Source organism: Microbacterium testaceum, from assembly GCF_001476285.1.
GTDB lineage: Bacteria > Actinomycetota > Actinomycetes > Actinomycetales > Microbacteriaceae > Microbacterium > Microbacterium testaceum_B.
Map to the genome: position 1 here is coordinate 1 of NZ_LDRU01000060.1, position 21,054 is coordinate 21,054.

Here is a 21,054-nt window from a genome sequence, read left to right on the forward strand (position 1 = left end):
TGAGTGTCCAAAACACGCCGTAACTCGGGTCGAGGTTGCGGCGTGTTTTGGACACTCAACGGGGTGGCGCGTCTCAGGGGTGCCAGCCGGCCGTGCGGAGTGCGGCCGCGACCGGGGCCACGATGTCGCGTTCGGGGAACGCGAGGTGGTGAGCGACCACACGGACCAGCGTCCACCCCTGCGCAGCGATAGCGCGCCAGCGATCGGCATCTTTCCGAAACTGCTCAGCGTCCGCATGCTGTCGTCCGTCGTACTCGACCGCCACGCGGTGGTTTGGGTACGCCATGTCGAGCCGAGCGACGAATGTGCCAGACGGATCGCGGAGCGTCCAGTTCAGGTCGGGTTCGGGGAGCCCCGCCTGGACGAGGATGAGTCGAACGTGCGACTCGCGTGGCAATTCCGAGCCAGGGCGGGCGAGGCCCGCGGCCGACCGTAGCGCGACGATACCCCGGTGGCGGTGCTTGCCCGCGGCCACCGCAAGGGCGGATGAGGGAACGTCGTGGGCGAGGAGCCAGTCCCCGATCGCCACGAGGTCGGCCTCGCTGACCGCCGAGGCAAGGTGAGTCCAGGTTGCGACTTTCGCTGTGACGGGTAGGCCATCGAGTGTCACGATCTCGTCGGGAAGGAGGGCCAAGCGGTGACCCACGACGCCCTTCGTTCGGGGCTCTCTCGCGGGAGAGATGGCGCTGACGTGGATGACCTCGTCGTGCCCATAGGCCAACGGCATCCCCCAGAGGCGTGCTGCTGTCACGTGGCTGAAGAACTGGCCCGGGCGCAGCCTCGGGAGATAGGCGCGACAGCGTTCGAGAACGGAATCCCGGGGCGTATCCGCCGATGCGCGCACGCCATGGAAAGGTGCCTTCAGATCACGTGCGATCAGTCGACGACGAGGGACCTGGAGTCCATCGGCATCCTGCACATGGAACGCCGCGCCGAGGTTTGCGGGCAAGGGCCGGGGTGGTCGCATCGCGCCATCTCACCGGACTTCCGTCCGGCGTTTCGCTGTCCCCTCTCGCATGTGGATAGGACGCCGCCCTGTGCAGAAGGAGTCGCTGCGTCTGCTCCGATCGCGCCGTGGACGGCTGCCCCCCCGTCGAGTGTCCAAGACACGCCGTTATGGAAGGGGTAGTTACGGCGTGTTTTGGACACTCAATGAAGGAGAGGGGACGCGGCGCCGCGCGCCTACGCCGCGGCGAGCACCGCGGCGGCGCGCGCAGACGTCGTGCGGCGCCGGACGACCACCAGCGTCGTCACGATCAGCGCGAGCACGCCCCAGACCGCCAGCCCGGCGACACCGGCCCCGACGCCGCCTGCCGACGACAGGGCGCCGAGCATGGCGTCGTACGCGGGGGAGGTGGGCAGGAGCGACGCGACGCCGGCGAGCACGGGCGGAACCGTCGAGACGATCGTCGCGGCGAGGGCGAGGCTGCCGATGATCGCGGCGATCCATCGCCCGGCTCCGCCGAACAGCGCGATGAGCGCCTGGTGCACCGCGGCGAAGGCGACACCCGCGGCGACGCAGACGAGCGCGAACAAAGCCCAGTCGCCCCAGTCGTACTTGGATGCCACCTGCACCACTCCCGCGACCAGCAGACCCTGCACGGCGCCGACGAGCGCCGCGGGCGCGAAGCCGCGGAGGGCGACGAGCGCCGACGGGCGACGGCTGGTGAGCGCGCGGGCCGAGACGGCCTGGAACGCGACGAACGACGCCAGCCCACCGAACCACAGCACCGCCATCGCGAGCAGGGGGACGGCCGCGGCTCCGAAGAGCGAGTCGCTCGTCCCGGTCGCCGAGACCGGGTCGGCGACCACGTCGGCGAGGGTCGTCGCCTGCGCGTCGGAGTACTTCGGCAGCTGCGCCACGGCGCTGTCGAGGCCCGAAGCCAGCGACGAGGTTCCGGATGCCACCTGGCTCACGCCGTCGGCGAGCTGACCTGCGCCGGTCTCGGCGTCGGAGGCTCCGGATGCCAGCTGCGACGCGCCCGAGCTGAGAGCCGACGCGCCCGTCCCGAACTGCCGCGCGCCGTCGGCGAGCTGGTTCGCACCACCGGACAGCCCGTCGATGCCGCCGGCGATCGTGTTGAGACCCGATTCCGCGTCGCGCGCGCCGCCGGCCAGGCCGGTTGCGCCGTCCGCGAGCTTCTGGTTCGCATCCGCGATGGTGCGAATACCGGCGGGCAGCTGTGCCGCTTGCCCGGCGAGTTGCCCGATCTTCGTCACGGTCTCCGTCGCCTGCGGAAGAGCCTTGTTGGCGTCGTCGGACGCCTGTCGCAGCGCGGCGCACTGCTCGGCGGTGCCGGTGCACTCATCGGCGGCCTTCTGCAGAGCCGCGGCGGCGTCGACGAGAGCGGTGTTCACCTGCGGGGCCGCCTCCGACAGCTTGGTCGCCGCGTCCGCGAATCCCGGCGGGATCTGATCAGCGATCCCATTGATCTCCGTCGCGAGCTGCTGATTGCCCGCGGCGATGCCATCGGCTCCGGATGCCAGCTTCCCCACGCCACTCGCCGCGTCGCGCGTTCCGCCCGCGAGGGCGGTCGCGCCGCTGGCGATCTGCGACGCACCGTCCGCGAGGGGACCGGCTCCGGCCGCGAGCTGTCCGGCACCGTCGGCGAGCTGATCCGCACCGCTCGAGAGCTGCCCCAGGCCGTCTCGCAGGCCGTTCGCGCCGGTCGCGGCCTGGCCCGCGCCGTCGGCGAGCTGGTGCGCGCCGCTCGCGGCGCTGCCGAGCTGGTCGCTGAGGGTCGTGAAGCCGAGGAAGACGTTCTTCAGGTACTGCGACGACAGTTCGGTGCCGAAGACCGAAGAGGCGGTGGATGCCAGGGTCGCGGTGATCGCGCCGTCCACGACGCGCGCGTTGGGCGCGGTGGCGACGTCGATCGTGGCCTTCTCGGGCGTCTCGCCGGGGCGGGTCGACAGCGAGGCGGCCGTGAAGTTCTCGGGGATCGTGACGACCGCCGTGTAGGTGCCGTCCTTCAGACCCGCCGCCGCGTCCTCGTCGTTCGAGATGACCCAGTCGATGTTGCTCGCCTGGTCATCGGCTCCCTTGACGAGTCCGCCGGTGAGCTGACGACCGAGCGGCACCAGCTGGCCGTTGAGCTCGACGGCCTTGTCGTCGTTGACGACCGCGGCGGTGATGTTCTCGAGCCGGTCGGTCGGATTGTACAGCGCGCCGACCAGGATGCCGCCGATGACGGCGGGCAACAGAAGCACGCCGACGAGGGTGCGCCAGGTCACGGGGCGGCGTGAGCGCGAGCGCTCGACGGGGAGAGTCATGCGAACACCTCGGAGAGATCGGCGAAGGTTTCGGGTTCGGTGCGGTGCCGGCGCGGCGTCGGCAGGGCGAGGGATGCCACGTCGGGGCGCAGCGCCTCGGACAGGAGCGCGAGGGCACGGCGTTCGTCGCGCGCCGAGACGATGAGCGTGAACGGCGACGACGCGTCGCCCGAGCGTTCGCGTGCCTCGGTGGCGGCGCGCCGCAGCACATGCGCCACCTCGTCGCGGGCGTCGTCGTCGAGACGGTCGACGTCCGAGACGACCACGATGCGCGTGCCGCGACCCACGGCGTCGGCCACGGCGCGAGCCGCGTCGGCCGTGTCATCGAGCAGGGCAACTCCGACACGGGCTCGGACGGCCCCCGCGCGCTCGGGGACGAGCAGACCGTCGACGCGCAACCGCCCCTCGATACCGGCGAGGCGTCCCGACAGGGCGAGCAGGAGCGTGCGGGTCGTCCGACTCTCGCCGGTGACCAGCAGGGTTCCGCCGTATCCGAGGCGCAGGGAGATGTCGCGGAACACCGGCTGCTCGGCATCCGAGGATCCGACGGCGCTCAGCTCGTCGGCGGCGACGGCGATGGCGGGCTCGCTCGGCCAGTCGGCCAGGCGCACCTCGCGCTCGACCGCCTCGCCCTCGACGTCGAGCTTCGGCAGCAGACGGTCGAGCCAGCGCGGCATCCACCAGGCCTTGTCGCCCAGCAGGGCGAGCACGGCCGGGACGAGCGTCATGCGGACGAGGAACGCGTCGACGGCGACGCCGACGGCGAGGCCCAGGGCGATCGGTTTGAGGCTCGAATCCCCCTCGGGGACGAACGCGACGAAGACGGCGAACATGATGACGGCGGCGGCGACGACCACGCGAGCCGAGCCCACGAACCCGCTGCGGACGGCACCGAGCGCGACCTCGCGCGGCGTGCGACCCTCGCGGTTCGCGTGGACGTAGTCCTCTCTCATGCGCGAGACGAGGAACACCTGATAGTCCATGGCGAGGCCGAACAGCACGCCCATCACGACGATCGGCATGAAGCTGATGATCGGGCCGACCTTCGCGACGTGCAGGGCGTCGGCGAACCAGCCCCACTCGAAGACCGCGGCGACCACGCCGAACGACGCGGCGACCGAGAGCAGGTATCCGCCCGCGGCGGTCAAGGGGACCCAGATCGAGCGGAAGACGATCATCAGCAGGATCAGTGAGAGGCCGACGACGAAGATGCCGAACGGGAGGAGGGCGGCGCCGAGCTGGTCGGAGATGTCGATCGTGACGGCGGTGTAGCCGGTGACGAGCAGGCGCACGCCGAACTCGTCGTACAGCCGCTGCTCCTGCGAGCGCAGCTCGCGAACGAGGTCGGCGGTGCGCGGGTCGTCGGGTGCCGTCTCGGGGATGATCTGCACGATGCCCGTGTCGGCGGTCTGGTTCGGCGTGGCCAGGGCGACCTCGGCGACGCCGGGGATCTTCGCGATCTCGTCGCCGATGTTCTTCATGAGGTTCAGCGGGTCGTTCGAGGTGACGATCGTGCCGGTCATGATGAGCGGGCCGTTGGCGCCCGGACCGAAGTACTCGTCGGTCAGCTCGTAGGCGACGCGCGCGGGGTTGCCCGGGGGCAGCTGCCCCGCGTTGGGCAGAGTGAGGGCGAGGCTCGTGGCGGGGATCGCGGTGACCCCGAGCAGGCCGATGACCGCCACGGTGGTGACCAGCGGATGCCGGGTGACCAGGCCCACCCAGCGACGGGCGGGGCCGTTGCGCTGGGCGCGGATGGCCGCGGTCTCCGCCTTCTTCTCGCGCTCGGCGGCGGCCTCGGCCAGAGCATCGCTGTCTTCCTGCGCCGACATGCCCCGACGGCGCCGGGCGGATCGCGGCTTCTTGAAGCCCCACCCGACCACACGGTGCCCGGCGAAGCCGAGGAAGGCCGGGGTGAGCGTGAGCCCGACGCACACGGCGATCGCCACGGCGACGGATGCCGCGATGCCCATCGTGGTCAGGAACGGGATGTTCGCGAAGCCCAGACCGATGAGGGCGATGAGAACGGTGATCCCGGCGAACACGACGGCCGAGCCGGCGGTGCCGACCGCGCGGGCGGTCGACTCCTCGGGGTCCATCCCCGCCCGTGTCTGGTCTTGATGTCGCGACACGATGAACAGCGCGTAGTCGATGCCGACCGCGAGCCCCAGCATGACCGCCAGCAGCGGGGTCGTCGACGAGACGGTCGCGAAACCTGTCGCGATGAAGATCAGAGCCACCGAGAGGGCGACGCCGAGCAGGGCGGTGGCCAGCGGCATCCCGGCCACGAGGAACGAACGGAACGTCACCATCAACACGAGGGCGGCGATCACGACGCCCAGGGCCTCGGTGAGGGACGCTCCGGGGATCTCGGTGGCGAAGAGTTGTCCGCCGAGGATGGCCTGCGCGCCGGACGGGAGCGCGGAACCGAGCGCCGTCGTCGCCTCGTGCAGGGCGTCTTCCGTCGCCTGCGGCACGGAGGATGCCTCGCCCGCGAACTGGATGCGCACGATCGCGGCGCGGTTGTCGTCGGCAATGCTGCCGGAGATGTTCGCGTCGTAGGGGTCGGTGACGGCCTCGACGAAGTCGAGCTCGCCGATGTCGGTTGTCGTCTTCTGGATGGCGTCCTGGTACGCCTGGTCGCGCACGCTCCCACCGTCCGCCGCGACGACGATGATCTCGGCGCTGGCCCCGCTGACCTGGGGGAAGGTGCGGTCGAGCATCTCGAGACCGGCCTGCGACTCGGTGCCCGGGATGGTGAAGGTGTTGTCGGTTCCTTTCGCGAGCAGCGCGACGCCGCCGCCGGCGAGCACGAGGATGAGTAGCCACGCGCTGAGGACCCGCCACGGGTGACGGAACGACCAGCGGCCCAGGGTGTACAGGAAAGTTGACACGGTGGCGGCTCCCACGATCGGCGGACAGTCGATACATCGCCGTATCGGATACAACACTGTATCGTAGTCGCGAGAAGCGGACTCCAACCTGAGTCTCGCGTGTGAAGCAGGAGGACGCGGATGACCGATACGGCCCCGGCGCCGTCACGGCGACGAGAGAACACCCGTACGCGTCTCATGGATGCCGCGGCCGAGATGTTTGCGGAGGTCGGCATCGAGGCCGCCTCGGTCGAGGCGATCTGCGAGCGTGCGGGATTCACACGCGGCGCCTTCTACTCGAACTTCGCCTCGAAGGAGGAGCTGTTCCTCGCGCTGTGCGCGCGCTCCGCCCAGACGACCATCGCGTCGGTCCGCGCGCGCGTGACGTCGATCGAGGATCGGGGACTGGACGGGGCGGGCGATGTCATGCAGCTCGTCCAGGAGGTGCTCGAGGCGACCGGCGAGGACCGCCTGGATGTGCTCCTCGGGGCCGAGACACGTCTGCAGGCGCTGCGCAATCCCGAGTTCGCCGAGGCCTACCTGACGCTGAACCAGGGGCTCGGCGAGAGCGTCACACAGCTCGTACGCGACATCGCCGACGCGCGTGGGCTGGCTTTGCGGGTCCCCGCCGAGGTGGCGACGGAACTCCTGCTCGCGGTGTGGATCTCGACGTCCGAGACCGCTCTGCTGACCAACCAGGCGGCGACCGTGTCGCGCGTCCAGCTGGCCGAGCGGCTGTCCCAGGTGGTCGGTCTCATCCTCGAGTGAGCTCGAGCGCGGCGTGGCAGCGCCGCAGCCGGTCCAGCCACCAATCGCGACGATCGTCGTCCGCCGCGACGCGATCAAGATCGGCGGTCGTCGGGCGGGGGCGCTCGACGGGCAGGACTCCGCCCCGGGCGCGGAGCGGGGATGCCACCACGTCAGCCGTGAAGAGCGACGCGGTGCCGAGCCCGCAGTCGTAGTCGAGCACGGGGAGCGCCGCGGCCAGGGCGGCGCCCATCGAGAGGCCGATCGACGTGTCGAGAGCGCTCGAGACCACCGCGGGGAGTCCCGCCTGCGCGACGATGTCGAGCGCCGCATGCAGGCCGCCGAGCGGTTGCGCCTTGACGACGAGGAGGTCGGCCGCTCCCATCCGCGCCACCCGCAGGGGATCGTCGGCCTTGCGCACGCTCTCGTCGGCGGCGATCGGGATGTCGAGGTAGGCGATGCGCTCGCGCAGCTGCGCGAGCTCGTCGACCTCGGCGCAGGGCTGTTCGACGTACTCCAGGTCGAACTCGGCGAGGGCGTGCACGGCCCGTTCCGCCTCGTCGACGTTCCAGGCGCCGTTCGCATCGATGCGCACGCGACCCTCGGGACCCATCGCCGCACGGACCGCCCGCACCCGCGCGACGTCGTCGTCGAGCACCTGCCCCGCCTCGGCGACCTTGACCTTGACCGTTCGGCATCCGTCGTACCGAGCCAGGATCGACGGGACCTCGGATGCCGCCACGGCGGGCATCGTGGCGTTGACGGGGACCGCATCGCGCCGCGCCGTCGGTGCGGGGTTCCAGCCGAAGTCGAGGGCGGCCGCGAGCCACGTCACCGCCTCGGCGTCGGAGTACTCCACGAACGGCGAGAACTCCGTCCACCCCTCGGGCCCCTCGAACACGACCGCCTCGCGCGTCTCGATATTGCGGAAGCGAGCGGCCAGCGGCAGGGCGACGACCCGCGCCGTGGCGAGGACGTCGTCGAGCGGGGGGAGGGCAGCGGTGCTCATCCCTCCATCCTGGCCCCCGGGTCGGCGGCCGGGAATAGGCTGGCGCCATGCTCTTCGACACTCCGGTCCGCCTCGGCGTCCAGATCCAGCCGCAGCACGTCCAGTACTCCGACATCCGCGACGCCGTCTTCCGTCTGGAAGAGATGGGCGTCGACATCCTCTTCAACTGGGATCACTTCTTCCCCCTCTACGGCGACCCCGACGGCGAGCACTTCGAGTCGTGGACCATGCTCGCGGCGTGGGCCGATCAGACCGAGCGCGTCGAGTTCGGCGCGCTGGTGAACTGCAACAGCTACCGGAACGCCGACCTGCAGGCCGACATGGCCCGCACCGTCGACCACATCAGCAAGAAGGGCGGCGACGCCGGCCGCTTCATCTTCGGCACCGGCTCGGGCTGGTTCGAGCGCGACTACGACGAGTACGGCTACGAGTTCGGAACGGCCGGCTCGCGCCTGAACGCGCTCGCGACCGACCTCGACCGCATCGTCGATCGTTGGGGCAAGCTGAACCCCGCCCCCACTCGCAAGATCCCCGTGATGATCGGCGGCAAGGGCGAGCAGAAGACGCTGCGCATCGTCGCGAAGCACGCCGACATCTGGCACAGCTTCGTCACGCCCGACGAGCTGCCCCACAAGCTCGGCGTCATCGAGAAATGGGCCGAGACCGAGGGGCGCGACCTCTCGGGCCTCATCGTCTCGAACGAGCTCAAGGACCGCGACGAAGAGGTGGCGGATTCCCTCTTCGACGCGGGCACCCGCCTGTTCACGCTCGGGTTCTCTGGCCCCGAGTGGGACTACTCGCTCGTCGAGCGCTGGTTGGCCTGGCGCGACGGCAAGAACGCCTGAGCATCCCGCGCCCATAAACACGATTCGCTCGCGGAAACGCGTGCTCCCCGTGTTTATGGGCGCGGATCGCGTTTATGCGTGAGGCCGCGGCTCGCGCGCGTCGCCCGGAGCTCGGAGCGCTGAGCCCGGAGTGCGGAGTCCGGCGCGCGTCGCCCGGAGCCCGGAGCCCGGCTCCTCCGCGCGCCGCCGGTCTTAGGCTGGAACGGTGACCGTCTCCGAGCTGTTCGACCCCGCCGAGTGGACACTCGCGCCGGGTGCCGAGCGATACACCGACATCACCGCGCACGTCACCCACGACGGGAGGATCGCGCGCATCGCGTTCGACCGACCCGAGGTGCGAAACGCCTTCCGCCCGCACACCGTCGACGAGCTGTACACGGCCCTCGACATCGCGCGGCAGGACCACCGCATCGGCGTCGTCCTGCTCACCGGCAACGGCCCGAGCCCGAAGGACGGCGGCTGGGCCTTCTGCTCGGGCGGTGACCAGCGGATCCGCGGGCGAGACGGCTACAAGTACTCGCACGAGGAGCACGTCGTCCACGACCCCGGTCGCGCCGGACGCCTGCACATCCTCGAGGTGCAGCGTCTCATCCGCTTCATGCCGAAGGTCGTCATCGCCGTGGTGCCCGGGTGGGCGGCGGGCGGCGGGCACTCGCTCAACGTCGTGTGCGACCTCTCGATCGCCAGCGCCGAGCACGGTCGCTTCAAGCAGACGGATGCCGATGTCGGCTCGTTCGACGCCGGTTACGGCTCCGCCTACTTCGCGCGTCAGATCGGGCAGAAGTTCGCGCGCGAGGTCTTCTTCCTCGCGGAGGAGTACTCGGCGCAGCGCGCGTACGAGCTGGGGGCGGTCAACCGCGTCGTGCCCCACGCCGACCTCGAGCGCGAGGCCATCGCGATGGCCCGCACGATCCTGACCAAGTCGCCGACGGCGATCCGCATGCTGAAGTTCGCGTTCAACGCGGTCGACGATGGGCTCGTCGGGCAGCAGGTGTTCGCCGGGGAGGCGACGCGCCTCGCCTACGGCACCGACGAGGCGGCCGAGGGGCGCGACTCCTTCCTCGAGAAGCGCGACCCCGACTGGTCCGACGTTCCGTGGCACTACTGAGCGCCGGAGCCCGGGCGTGAGGCTCGAGGCCCCGGCATCCGCGGATCCTCGCGACGTCGTGCGAGCCCTCCGCGCGGCCGTGCTCGGTGCGGGTCCCGCCGTCGCGCTCGGCGGTGGGGACCTGGCCGGCGAGGCACCGGCGGGGACCGCGGCCGTCGTGACCACCTCGGGCTCGACCGGCGTGCCGAAATCGGTGGTGATCTCTCGCAACGCCCTGATCAGCAGCGCTTACGCGACGGCTGCGCGCATCGGCGAGGGGGCGTGGCTGCTCGCCGTGCCCGCGACCTACGTCGCCGGCGTCCAGGTGATCGTGCGAGCCCTCCTGGCCGATCGTGAGCCCGCCGTCGTCGCGGGTCCCTTCCGCCCCGAGCCGTTCGCGGCTGCGGCCCTCGGTATGGCTTCCCACATCGACGGCGCGCGCGTTCCGAGTTACACCTCGCTCGTCCCCGCGCAGTTGCAGAGACTCCTGGATGCCGCGGACCACGACGACACCGTCGCGCAGGCGCTGCGCTCGTTCGAGGCCATCCTCATCGGCGGCCAGGCGCTCGCCCCCGCGGTTCGCGAGCGCGCGGCGGCGGCCGGGGCGCGGATCGTGCGTACCTACGGCTCGACCGAGACCAGCGGTGGCTGCGTGTACGACGGGGTGCCGCTCGACGGCGTCGACGTCGCGATCGTAGAGGGGGAGGTGCGCCTGTCGGGCCCGACGCTCGCCGAAGGTTACCTCGGCGACCCCGAGCGCACGGCATCCGTCTTCCCGACCGACGAAGCCGGCCGGCGGTGGTACCGCACCGGCGACGGGGGAGAGCTCGTCGACGGCGTGCTGCGGGTGACCGGTCGTCTCGACAACGTCATCGTCTCGGGCGGGGTCAACGTGTCGCTCGACCGGGTCGAGGCGGCGGTGCGCGGCATCCGGGGTCTGGAATCGGCGGTGGTCATCGCGATCCCGGATGCCACCTGGGGGCAGGGGTCCGCGGTGATCGTCCCGGGACTCGCGCCCGACGCCGCCGCCGAGACGCTCGCGCGCGTGCGCGACGCCGTGGCCGAGCAGGTCGGGCCGGTGGCGCGCCCAGCGCGCGTGATCGCTGTCGACGAGCTGCCGACCCTGTCGTCGGGCAAGCCCGACCGGGCGGCGTTGGCGCGGCGGTTCGGCGGCGCGGGCTTAGGATGACCCTCCGTGGCAGCACAGTCTCGTAAGCGCTCGCGTCCCGCCCCGAAGCGTCGTCCGCACGGCAATCCGCAGAAGCCCCAAGGCGGGGCGCCGCAGGCCGTGGCCCCCGCGACCGCGCGCGACTGGATCGCCGCCGCCCGGCTTCGGACGCTGCCGCTCGCGATCACCCCGGTGCTGATCGGTACGGGGGCCGCGACCCTCGTCGACGATCAATTGCACTGGGTTCTCGCGCTCGCGTGCCTCGCTGTGGCGTTCGCGCTGCAGATCGGCGTGAACTACGCCAACGACTACAGCGACGGCATCCGCGGGACGGACGACGTCCGCGTGGGTCCGGGGCGTCTGACCGGCGGCAAGAAGGCGAAGCCGCGCACCGTGCTGATCGTCGCGCTCGCGTTCTTCGCGCTCGCCGCGCTCGTGGGGCTCGCGATCGTCGTGCGCACGGGCCAGTGGTGGCTGATCGCGGTCGGCGCGGTGTGCATCGTGGCTGCCTGGTTCTACACGGGAGGAAAGCGCCCGTACGGGTACAACGCGATGGGCGAGCTGTTCGTCTTCGTGTTCTTCGGCCTCGTCGCGACCCTCGGCACCACGTGGGTGCAGGTGCAGGAGATCCCGCAGGAGGCCTGGTTCGGGGCGGTGGCCGCGGGGCTCCTCGCGTGCGCGGTACTGCTGGCCAACAACCTGCGTGACATCGATCAGGACCGCCTCGCCGGCAAGCGCACGCTCTCGGTGCTGATCGGTCGCCGCGCGACCCAGGTGCTCTTCACGCTGTTCGTGCTCGTCCCGTTCGGGATCTCGGCGTTCCTCGCCCTGTTCTACCCCGTCGCCTGGCTGACGCTGATCGCCCTTCTCGGCGCGCTGTCGTCCGTGCTGATCGTGTGGACCTACCGCACGCCGCGCGAACTCATCACGGCGCTGCAGGTCACGAGCTTCACCTCGGTGGCATATGGCGCGCTTCTGTTCTGGGCGTTCGTCGCCTGAGTCGAGGAGCGGGGACCGGGCTCATCGGCCGGACGCGTCGGGCTTCGTGCGAGCAGCGGAGCCGGGCGGGGCTCAGCGCTCGGGCGCGTCGGGCTTCGTCGGTTCTGCCGCCGCGTCGACCACCGCGTCTTCCGCATCGGCGTCTGCCTCAGCACCCGAGCGGCGACCCGTCGTCGCGCGAGCGGCGCGACGCTCGGCGAGTCCGCCGGTCACGTCGTCGAGCGGGCGGCGGAGGAAGAGCAGCGAGAGGCTGAGCCCGATCAACGCGGCGAAGACGGCGGCGAGCCAGGGGAGTTCTTGGAACACCGGGAACAGCAGCAGGATGCCGAGCGGCACGAGGAACGCGAGCAATCGCAGGACCGTGTAGACGAGGGCCGAGCGAGCACGCATTGTCCCATTCTACGGCGGGGCGCGGGCTCGGCGGCGCCCGGCCCGCGTCCAGCCGACGCACGTAGAATCGGTTCATGGCACGGCTGCTTCTGGTACTGGCGCTCGTGGCGACCGCCTTCTGGGTCTACACGATCGTCGACTGCGCGGTGCAGCCCTCGACGCGACACCGCGGGGTCAGTAAGGGCGCCTGGATGGTCATCGTCATCCTGCTGCCCGTTCTCGGCGGCATCCTGTGGTTCCTCGTCGGCCGTGGTCGTGCGGGTGCCCCGGCGCTCCGCCGCGCGCCCGATGACGACCCCGAGTTCTTGGGACGCCTCTCGCCCGCAGCCCGAGCCGACCAGGACGAGCGCATCCGACGCCTCGAAGAAGAGCTCGCGCAGCTCGACTCCGAGGCTGACGACCCGCGCGATGCACGCCCTGAGACCCGGGACGACCCCGGCGACGACGATGCCCGCGGACAGCGCGGCGCCGTCAGCTGACCCGTGAGCACGCCCATCGAGCGCGCCGCGGCGCCCGCGACCGACGCCGCATCCGCCCTTCTCGCCGGCCTCGTCGCCCGCGGGGTCCGTCACGTGGTCGTCAGCCCCGGCTCGCGATCGCAGGCCCTGGCCCTCGTGGCAGCAGACCTCGAGCGGGCGGGCCTCGTGCACCTGCACGTGCGCATCGACGAACGCGTGGCCGGATTCACCGCGCTCGGCATCGGTCGCGAGACCGGCATGCCCGCCGTCGTCGTCTGCACCTCGGGCACCGCCGTCGCCAACCTGCTGCCCGCCGCCCTCGAAGCCCATCACGCCGGTGTGCCTCTGCTTCTGCTCACGGCCGACCGTCCCCCTGAGCTCCGCGGCGTCGGCGCGAACCAGACGACCCGCCAGCCCGGGCTGTTCCGCGCGGCCGCGCGCTTCGAGGCCGACCTTCCCGTTCCCGAGGCCGTCGACCACGACGGCACCGCCGAGCAGACCGCCGAGTTCGACGCGGTCGCCGCGACGGCGCTCGCCGCGTCCCTCGGCGAAGGGGCGCGAGCGGCGGGTCCGGTCCACCTCAACGTTCCGTTGCGTGAACCGCTGGCGGGCGCCGCGCCGGAGTGGCTGCTCGAGCGCGCCATCGCGCGGCCGGTCGCTCCGCCCGTCGACCTCGAGAGCGACGGCGAGGCCGAGGCATCCGGTGCTCTCTACCAGGGCGGAGGCGGAATCGGGGTTGCGGACGTCGCACCCGAGACCGAGGCCGCCTTCCCACTCGAGCTCGGACCGCGCACGGTCGTCGTCGCCGGCGCCGACGCGGGTCCGGCAGCCGAAGAGCTCGCCCACCGCGGCGGTTTCCCGCTCGTGGCCGAGATCGTCAGCGGGGCACGGTTCGGGCGTCAGGTCGTGCACGGGTACCGCGCCCTGTTGCGTGACCCCGAGCTCGGCGGCCGCATCGAGCGCGCGGTGGTGCTCGGCCATCCGACCCTCAGCCGTGAGGTCGCGATACTCCTGGGACGCGAAGACGTCGAGGTGATCGCGGTGCGCGGGCCCGGCGAGCCGGTCAACCTCAACGGCGCGACCCAGGGGGTGGATGCCATCCGCGTCGCGGGTGGCGAGATCGACCGCGCGTGGCTCGGCGCGTGGATGCGGGCGTCGCGCGAGGCGGCGGTCGATCTGTCTCCGCCCGCCCCGGATGCCGACGGTCTCGCCTCGGCCGTGCCGCACGAACGCCTCGGTGCGATCAACGCCGAAGTCGAGGTCATCCGCGCCCCCCTCGACCGCGCCGCTCTCGTCGACGCGCTGTGGCGGGCGACGTGGCCGCACGACCGCCTGATGTTCGGCTCGTCCCGCCTAGTGCGCGTCGCCGACGAGCTGCTGGGCGGCAAGAAGGTGTCGGTGCACGCGAACCGGGGGCTCGCCGGCATCGACGGCACGGTCGCCACGGCCACCGGGATCGCGCTCGCGAGTCAGATCGAGGAGCGCCCCGGCGTGACCCGCGTGCTGCTGGGCGACCTCGCGTTCCTCCACGATCTCGGCGCCCTCCTGCTGCCCCCGGGTGAGGAGGAGCCGCGCCTGCAGGTCGTCGTCGGCAACGACGGCGGAGGGACGATCTTCGACGGCCTCGAGGTTGCCGCCGTGGCCGGCGCCGACGCGATGGAGCGCGTCCAGTACACACCGCAGACGGCACGCCTCGAACAGCTCGCCCTCGCGTTCGGCTGGGAATACCACCGCGTCACCACGCGCGTCGCCCTCGACCAGGTGCTCACGGCCCCGGGTGGCGGTCGGCAACTCATCGAGGTCCCGCTGCCGCGCTGAGCTTATGCCGCGCTGCCCCCTCGCGGGATCACCCTCCGCGTCAAGGCGTGGCGCGATGTCGGTGGTTCGCGCCACGATGGCGCGATGAGCACGAGCGAAAGATGGTCCGTTCCCGCGTCCGAGGCGCTGAGCGTCGTCCCGGGATTCCGCCTCGCCGACATCGACACCCGGGCCACCCCCGGGTACGACGGGAAGAAGGCCGACGGCCAAGCCGATCTCGAGGCGGGGATCGCTCCGCTCTCGGGTCTGCAGGAGCGCCTGTTCGCCCAGAGTGTGGCCGGCACGGCGACCGGGTCCGTCCTGCTCGTGCTGCAGGCCATGGACACCGCCGGCAAGGGCGGCATCGTGCGCCACGTCGTCGGCTCCGTCGACCCCCAGGGCGTCGAGCTCGCGTCGTTCAAGAAACCGACCGCCGAAGAGCTCTCGCACGATTTCCTCTGGCGCATCCGCAAGCGGCTCCCGGATGCCGGCCGGATCGGCGTCTTCGACCGCTCCCACTACGAAGACGTGCTGATCGGTCGTGTCCGCCAGCTCGCCCCGGCGGACGAGATCGAACGCCGGTACGGAGCGATCGTCGGATTCGAGGCCGAGGCGGCGGATCTCGGCATCCGGCTCGTGAAGGTCATGCTGCACATCTCGAAGGACGAGCAGCGCGCACGACTCGCCGAGCGCCTGGAGCGGCCCGACAAGCACTGGAAGTACAACCCGTCCGACGTCGACGAGCGCGAGCTCTGGGACGACTACATGGACGCCTACCAGGCGGCGATCGAGCGCACATCGACGCCGCTCGCGCCGTGGCACGTCATCCCCGCCGATCGCAAGTGGTACGCGCGCCTCGCCGTGCAGCGCCTGCTCATCGACGCTCTCACCGACATCGACCCGCGATGGCCGACGGCCGATTACGACGTCAAAGAAGAGAAGCGTCGGCTCGCGGCATCCTGACCCGAAGAGGGATCAGGCGAGCGCGTCCACGATGGGCCGGAACTTCACGCGCGTCTCGAGCAGTTCCGACTCCGGAACGCTGTCCGCGACGATCCCCGCACCGGCGTAGGCGGTGATCGGCGCGGTCGGCGACGACGGGGCGGCCCGGTCGATCTGGGCGCAGCGCAGGGCGATCGCCCACTCGCCGTCGCCCGAGGCGCCGATCCAGCCGACGGCACCGGCGTAGCGCCCACGGTCGAACGGCTCGAGTCGGCGGATGACGTCGATCGCGACGTCGGTCGGCGTCCCGGCCACGGCCGCGGTGGGGTGGAGCACGCCCACGAGGTCCAGCGAGGATGCGGCCTCGCTGAGCACGCCCTCGACGTCGGTGGCGAGGTGCCACACGTTGGGCAGCTTGAGGGTGAAGGGCTGCTCCGCCGCCGCGAGCGCCGACGTGTGCGGGCGGAGCGCCGTGAGCACGCTCTGCACGGCGAATCGGTGCTCCTCCTGGTCCTTCGTGCTCTCGGACAGAGCGAGGGATGCCGCGGCATCGGTGTCGGCGTCGGCTCCGCGGGCCACGGTCCCGGCGAGGACTCGCGCGGTCACCGTCCCGCCCGACACGGTCACGAGGGTCTCGGGACTCGCGCCGATCAGCCCGTCGACCGCGAAGACCCAGCAGTCCGGGTACCCCTCGTGCAGCGACCGCACGAGACGGCGGAGGTCGGAGCCTGCGGGAATCGTGCCGGTGATGTCGCGCGCGAGGACGACCTTTCCCACCTCGCCGGCGTGGATCGCCTCAACGCCGAGGCGGACGGCATCCTGGTACGCCTCAGCGGTCTGGCGGCCAGGGCCGAGGGTCGCCGACCAGTGCGGTCCGAACGGGGAGCGGGGCGGCAGCTCGGGTTCCGGCTCGTCCGGGGTGTCGTCGAACGCGAGACGCGTGACCCACGCGCGTCCGCTGTGGCGGCCGACGATCGTTCCGGGCACGCGCAGGACGCTCTCGCGCTCGGAGCGGGGGTCGAAGACGAACGATCCGAACGCCACGAGTCCCGTGCCGGGGAGCTGCACGGGGTCGTCGACCTCGGCGGCCGCCGCGATCGCGCGCCACCGGTCGGCGACGCTCGCGTCGCCCGGACGTGCGCCCCGATAGCGCAGGGTGAGCAGGTCACCGAACGCGGCGAGGGACTCTCCGCGACGACTCCAGAAGAGCGGGTCGTAGGGGGTGGTGTACGCGAGCACATCGTCCATCGGGGGCAGCTCGCGCGTCACCACGCGCAGGCGCGGCACGGCGTCATCCGCGGGTTCGATCACGTTCTCGAGCGTAGACCCGCTCTCGGCGGGGCTCTCGGCAACCGTTCGCCGTCGACATAACGCCGTGCATCCGTGTCCGTGACCGTTTCGGGCATGCGTGTCGGTGCAGGTGCCACCGGCGCGTCGGGCGCGCGGCGCCGCGGGATGCGCCCGGCTGTCGGTGGCCCGTTTTAGACTCGCGACATGTCCTCCCGTCCCGCTCCCGGCACGCGCCTGATGTTCCGCTGGCGCAAGTGGGACGGCTCACCCCACTGGGTACAGGACAGCGTCTACCTCGGATCCGACGACTGGGGTGATTGGTTCGGCCAGCAGGTGGGCTGGCGCAGCGCGCGCCCCGGGGCCGAGTTCGTGTGTCGCCAGCCCAACGTCACGCTGGTTCCCGCGAGCGGCGACTGGGCCTTCACCCACAACGCCGCCCCGCACCCGGTGGCCGTGTACATCGACCTCGCGTGGGACATCCGGTGGAGCGACGACGGGGTGCCCGGCGGCATCGACATGGATCTCGACGTCGTCCGCCGCACCGACGGTCGCGGCACGTGGATCGACGATCGCGACGAGTGGGACGAGCACCGCGTGCAATACGGCTACCCCGGCGACATCGTCGCGCACCTCGAGGCCACCGCCGTCGAACTCGAGCACCGCGTGCGCGAGGGCATCGCGCCGTTCTCCGACGCCGTGACCGGGCCGTGGCTCACGCGTCTGGCCGAGCTCGCAAGCCCCGAAGACCCGCCGCGCCCGCCCGCCTAGACTCGACGGGTGAGCAGCGACCCCAACCGCGCCGACCTCGGCAAGGACCCGCAGCGTGTCAGCGGCATGTTCGACCAGGTGGCCCCCGCCTACGACCGCACCAACACCGTGCTGAGCCTCGGCAACGACCGCTTCTGGCGCGCCGCGACCCTGCGAGCGGTCGCCCCGAAACGGGGCGAGCGCATCCTCGATCTCGCCGCGGGCACCGGGACCTCGTCGATGGCGTTCGTCCCCAGCGGTGCGCACGTCGTCGCGGCGGACTTCTCGAGAGGGATGATCGCCGAGGGACGCCGTCGCCACGGAAACGTTCCGAACCTCGAGTTCGTGCAGGCGGATGCCACCGACCTGCCGTTCCACGATGAGGAGTTCGACGCGGTCACGATGTCGTTCGGGCTGCGCAACGTCAACGATCCGCGGCGCGCTCTGCGCGAGTTGCTCCGCGTGACCCGTCCCGGCGGCCGGATCGTGGTGTGCGAGTTCTCGCACCCGCCGTCCCGCGCGTTCAACGGCCTTTACCGCTTCTACAACGACCGCGTCCTGCCGATCGCCGCGCGCGCTGTCAGCTCGAACGCCGAGGCGTACGACTACCTCAACGAGTCCATCCGCGACTGGCCCGATCAGCCGACGCTCGCCAGCTGGATGCGTGACGCGGGCTGGGATGCCGTGGCCTACCGCAACCTGTCGTTCGGCATCGTCGCTCTGCATCGCGGCATCCGTCCCGCGTGATGCGCGCGACGCGACCGACCGCCGCACGTCCGACCTCGCTCCGCCGAAGCCTGTCAACCGTCGAGATAGCCGAGGGACGGCGCGAGCGCGCCAGGATAGGCTGAAACCGTGACCCCGAGACTGCCCGCGGCCAGCACTCGCCTGTCGGGCAAGCTGGGCCTGAGTGACCGCATCTTCGCCGGCCTGCGATCGCGCACCCTGCTGTCGACCGTTGAGGCGGGTCTCGCGCGCGTCGAGGGAACGCTCGAAGAAGAGGTGCGCAGCGCCGATCGCCTCGCCGACGTCACCGCCCGGTACCTGTACGAGGCCGGCGGCAAGCGAGTCCGGCCGATGCTCGCGATCCTCACGGCGCAGCTCGGGCGCGGAACGACGCCCGAGGTCATCGAGGTCGCCACCGCTCTCGAGCTGACGCACCTCGGCTCGCTGTACCACGACGACGTCATGGACGGTGCCGACAAGCGCCGCGGGGTGCCGAGCGCCCAGACGGTGTGGGGCAACAACATCGCGATCCTCACCGGTGACCTGCTCTTCTCGCGCGCGAGCCAGCTCATGGCCCGTCGGGGCGAGCGGGCGATCCAGCTGCAAGCCGACACCTTCGAGCGCCTCGTGCTCGGCCAGATGCATGAGACCGTGGGCCCTGCGGAGGGCGACGAGCCCGTCGACTTCTACCTGAAGGTCCTCGCCGACAAGACCGGTTCGCTCATCGCCGCGGCCGCGCAGTGCGGTGTCATCTACTCCGGTGCCCCCGAGGAGTTCGAGGAGCCCATGGTGGTCTTCGGCGAGAAGGCGGGCGTCGCCTTCCAGCTTCTCGACGACGTCATCGACCTGTCGCCCGATCCGTCCGAGACCGGGAAGGTGCCCGGCACCGACCTGCGCGCGGGTGTACCGACGATGCCGTACCTGCTGCTCGGGCATCGCTCCGACGAGGCATCCATGGATCTTCGTGCCCGCATCGACGAGGGCCAAGAGCGCATCGCCGCGGGAGCCGACCCGTCGGTGCTCGACGGCCCGCTCGCCGAACTGCGCGATCACGAAACGACGAGTGAGACCCTCGCTCTCGCTCACCAGTGGTCGCAAGAGGCGATCGACGCCCTCGCGCCGCTGCCCGACGGTGCCGTGCGCGAGGCGCTGACGCGCTTCGCCCGCGCGGTCGCCGATCGCTCGGCCTGACTTTTCCACCACCCCCCGATCCCGATCGAGAGGACCCCATGACGAAGCTGCGCCTCGCCATCGTCGGAGCCGGCCCCGCCGGCATCTACGCCGCCGACATCCTGCTGAAAGCCGAGCGTCAGTTCGACGTCTCGATCGACCTGTTCGAGCAGCTTCCGGCTCCCTACGGTCTGGTCCGTTACGGCGTGGCCCCCGACCACCCGCGCATCAAGGGCGTCATCACGGCGCTGCGCGAGGTGCTCGACCGCGGCGACATCCGCATCTTCGGCAACGTCCGCTTCGGCGAGGACATCACGCTCGACGACCTCAAGCAGCACTACAACGCGGTGATCTTCTCGACCGGCGCGATCCGCGACGCCGACCTGGACATCCCGGGCATCGACGCGCACGGCTCGTACGGCGCGGCCGACTTCGTCAGCTGGTTCGACGGTCACCCCGACGTGCCGCGCGAGTGGCCGCTCGAGGCCGAGTCGGTCGCCGTCATCGGCAACGGCAACGTCGCCCTCGACATCACGCGCATGCTCGCCAAGCACGCCGACGACCTGCTGCCCACCGAGGTTCCCGACAACGTATACCAGGGGTTGAAGGCCTCGCCCGTCACCGACGTCCACGTCTTCGGGCGCCGCGGTCCCGCGCAGGTGAAGTTCACCCCGCTCGAGCTCCGTGAGCTGGGCGAGCTGCGCGACGTCGACATGGTCGTCTACGACGAGGACTTCGACTACGACGAGGCCTCGCTCGCCGCGATCCAGACGAACAAGCAGGTCAAGGTCATCGACCGTGTGCTGCAGGAGTGGCGTACCCGTCCGGGCGTGAACAACGCCGGGGGAGAGGCATCCCGTCGCCTGCACCTGCACTTCTGGGCCAAGCCCGTCGAGGTCGTGAAGGATGCCGAGGGCCGCGTCGCCGCGTTCCGATACGAGCGCACGAAGCCCGACGCCGAGGGCGGCGTCGTCGGCACCGGTGAGATCCGCGAGGTGCCGATCCAGGCGATCTACCGCGCGGTCGGCTATTTCGGCTCCCCGCTGAAGGACATCCCGTTCGACGAGCGCCACGGCGTGATCCCCAACCACGAGGGCCAGGTGCTCTCGGCCGAGTCGAACGAGCGCATCCCGGGCGTCTACGCCACGGGATGGATCAAGCGCGGCCCCGTCGGCCTCATCGGACACACCAAGTCGGATGCCATGGAGACCGTGCGCCACGTCATCAACGACCAGGGCGAGTGGTGGCGCCCCGCTCACCCCGAGGAGGAGGCGATCCCCGCCCTGCTCGAGGAGCGCGGCGTCCGGTGGACCGACCTCGACGGCTGGCACCGCCTCGACGAGCACGAGATGGCGTTGGGTGCCCCGCACGAGCGTGCGCGCATCAAGGTCGTGCCCCGCGACGAGATGATCGCGATCTCGCGCGGCGAGTGATCCTCATCGAACCGCCCCGTCTTCGGACGGGGCGGTTCGTCGTTCGCGCGAGTACCACCCCCCGATCGGCGGGGGCAACCCTCATGCTCGGATTCGCCCCGCC

The 21,054-nt window shown here is 71.2% G+C and carries 18 protein-coding genes; 12 read left to right on the forward strand and 6 right to left on the reverse strand.

Annotated elements, in window-relative coordinates:
• Nucleotides 1-73: 73 nt before the first annotated feature.
• From NS283_RS10670 to NS283_RS10680, 3 genes are all read right to left on the reverse strand, one after another.
• Complete coding sequence (locus NS283_RS10670) at nucleotides 74-751, reverse strand: endonuclease domain-containing protein (RefSeq protein WP_153003340.1); 678 nt, start codon at nucleotides 749-751, stop codon at nucleotides 74-76.
• A gap of 431 nt (nucleotides 752-1,182) precedes the next feature.
• Nucleotides 1,183-3,273, reverse strand: a complete 2,091-nt coding sequence (locus tag NS283_RS10675) for a YhgE/Pip domain-containing protein (protein ID WP_058596851.1) — start codon at nucleotides 3,271-3,273, stop codon at nucleotides 1,183-1,185.
• Nucleotides 3,270-6,164: an MMPL family transporter gene (locus NS283_RS10680; RefSeq protein ID WP_058596897.1), complete on the reverse strand. Its 2,895-nt coding sequence runs from the start codon at nucleotides 6,162-6,164 to the stop codon at nucleotides 3,270-3,272. Before NS283_RS10680 ends, NS283_RS10675 begins: the two co-directional genes overlap by 4 nt.
• Nucleotides 6,165-6,284: 120 nt before the next feature.
• Here NS283_RS10680 and NS283_RS10685 point away from each other — a divergent pair, with 120 nt between their 5' ends.
• Nucleotides 6,285-6,911 (forward strand): TetR/AcrR family transcriptional regulator, encoded by a 627-nt coding sequence (locus NS283_RS10685; protein WP_058596852.1) that lies wholly within the window; start codon nucleotides 6,285-6,287, stop codon nucleotides 6,909-6,911.
• Here the strand turns inward: NS283_RS10685 and NS283_RS10690 are convergent.
• A complete protein-coding gene (locus NS283_RS10690; RefSeq protein ID WP_058596853.1) occupies nucleotides 6,898-7,899 on the reverse strand; it encodes an o-succinylbenzoate synthase in 1,002 nt (333 codons plus the stop codon). The two genes, NS283_RS10685 and NS283_RS10690, sit on opposite strands and share 14 nt — an antisense overlap.
• Before the next feature lie 47 nt (nucleotides 7,900-7,946).
• Between NS283_RS10690 and NS283_RS10695 the strand changes: the two genes are divergently transcribed.
• The 4 genes from NS283_RS10695 to NS283_RS10710 all read left to right on the forward strand — a co-directional run bounded on the left by NS283_RS10695 (nucleotide 7,947) and on the right by NS283_RS10710 (nucleotide 11,998).
• Nucleotides 7,947-8,744: an LLM class F420-dependent oxidoreductase gene (locus NS283_RS10695; protein WP_058596854.1), complete on the forward strand. Its 798-nt coding sequence runs from the start codon at nucleotides 7,947-7,949 to the stop codon at nucleotides 8,742-8,744.
• Nucleotides 8,745-8,949: 205 nt separating this feature from the next.
• The gene (locus NS283_RS10700) at nucleotides 8,950-9,852 is read left to right on the forward strand and encodes a 1,4-dihydroxy-2-naphthoyl-CoA synthase (protein ID WP_058596855.1); all 903 of its coding nucleotides are present in this window, start codon (nucleotides 8,950-8,952) and stop codon (nucleotides 9,850-9,852) included.
• Between the two features lie 16 nt (nucleotides 9,853-9,868).
• Nucleotides 9,869-11,020, forward strand: a complete 1,152-nt coding sequence (locus NS283_RS10705; protein ID WP_058596856.1) for an AMP-binding protein — start codon at nucleotides 9,869-9,871, stop codon at nucleotides 11,018-11,020.
• A 6-nt stretch (nucleotides 11,021-11,026) separates the two neighbouring features.
• On the forward strand, nucleotides 11,027-11,998 hold the full coding sequence (locus NS283_RS10710) for a 1,4-dihydroxy-2-naphthoate polyprenyltransferase (protein ID WP_058596857.1): 972 nt from the start codon (nucleotides 11,027-11,029) through the stop codon (nucleotides 11,996-11,998).
• 72 nt (nucleotides 11,999-12,070) lie between these two features.
• Here the strand turns inward: NS283_RS10710 and NS283_RS10715 are convergent, their stop codons facing one another.
• Complete coding sequence (locus tag NS283_RS10715; protein ID WP_058596858.1) at nucleotides 12,071-12,388, reverse strand: DUF4229 domain-containing protein; 318 nt, start codon at nucleotides 12,386-12,388, stop codon at nucleotides 12,071-12,073.
• A gap of 74 nt (nucleotides 12,389-12,462) precedes the next feature.
• Here NS283_RS10715 and NS283_RS10720 point away from each other — a divergent pair, with 74 nt between their 5' ends.
• The 3 genes from NS283_RS10720 to NS283_RS10730 all read left to right on the forward strand — a co-directional run bounded on the left by NS283_RS10720 (nucleotide 12,463) and on the right by NS283_RS10730 (nucleotide 15,606).
• The gene (locus NS283_RS10720; protein ID WP_058596859.1) at nucleotides 12,463-12,867 is read left to right on the forward strand and encodes a PLD nuclease N-terminal domain-containing protein; all 405 of its coding nucleotides are present in this window, start codon (nucleotides 12,463-12,465) and stop codon (nucleotides 12,865-12,867) included.
• A gap of 3 nt (nucleotides 12,868-12,870) precedes the next feature.
• Complete coding sequence (gene menD / locus NS283_RS10725; protein WP_153003341.1) at nucleotides 12,871-14,664, forward strand: 2-succinyl-5-enolpyruvyl-6-hydroxy-3-cyclohexene-1-carboxylic-acid synthase; 1,794 nt, start codon at nucleotides 12,871-12,873, stop codon at nucleotides 14,662-14,664.
• Nucleotides 14,665-14,748: 84 nt separating this feature from the next.
• A complete protein-coding gene (locus NS283_RS10730; protein WP_058596860.1) occupies nucleotides 14,749-15,606 on the forward strand; it encodes a polyphosphate kinase 2 family protein in 858 nt (285 codons plus the stop codon).
• Between the two features lie 12 nt (nucleotides 15,607-15,618).
• Here the strand turns inward: NS283_RS10730 and NS283_RS10735 are convergent, their stop codons facing one another.
• Nucleotides 15,619-16,833 (reverse strand): isochorismate synthase, encoded by a 1,215-nt coding sequence (locus NS283_RS10735; protein ID WP_058596899.1) that lies wholly within the window; start codon nucleotides 16,831-16,833, stop codon nucleotides 15,619-15,621.
• A 246-nt stretch (nucleotides 16,834-17,079) separates the two neighbouring features.
• Between NS283_RS10735 and NS283_RS10740 the strand changes: the two genes are divergently transcribed.
• From NS283_RS10740 to NS283_RS10755, 4 genes are all read left to right on the forward strand, one after another.
• Nucleotides 17,080-17,643, forward strand: a complete 564-nt coding sequence (locus tag NS283_RS10740; protein WP_058596861.1) for a DUF402 domain-containing protein — start codon at nucleotides 17,080-17,082, stop codon at nucleotides 17,641-17,643.
• A gap of 9 nt (nucleotides 17,644-17,652) precedes the next feature.
• Nucleotides 17,653-18,369 carry a demethylmenaquinone methyltransferase gene (locus tag NS283_RS10745; RefSeq protein ID WP_058596862.1) on the forward strand — a complete coding sequence of 239 codons (717 nt, stop codon included), beginning with the start codon at nucleotides 17,653-17,655 and terminating at the stop codon, nucleotides 18,367-18,369.
• Nucleotides 18,370-18,477: 108 nt separating this feature from the next.
• On the forward strand, nucleotides 18,478-19,539 hold the full coding sequence (locus tag NS283_RS10750) for a polyprenyl synthetase family protein (protein WP_058596863.1): 1,062 nt from the start codon (nucleotides 18,478-18,480) through the stop codon (nucleotides 19,537-19,539).
• Nucleotides 19,540-19,577: 38 nt separating this feature from the next.
• A complete protein-coding gene (locus NS283_RS10755) occupies nucleotides 19,578-20,951 on the forward strand; it encodes an FAD-dependent oxidoreductase (RefSeq protein ID WP_058596864.1) in 1,374 nt (457 codons plus the stop codon).
• Nucleotides 20,952-21,054: the final 103 nt, after the last annotated feature.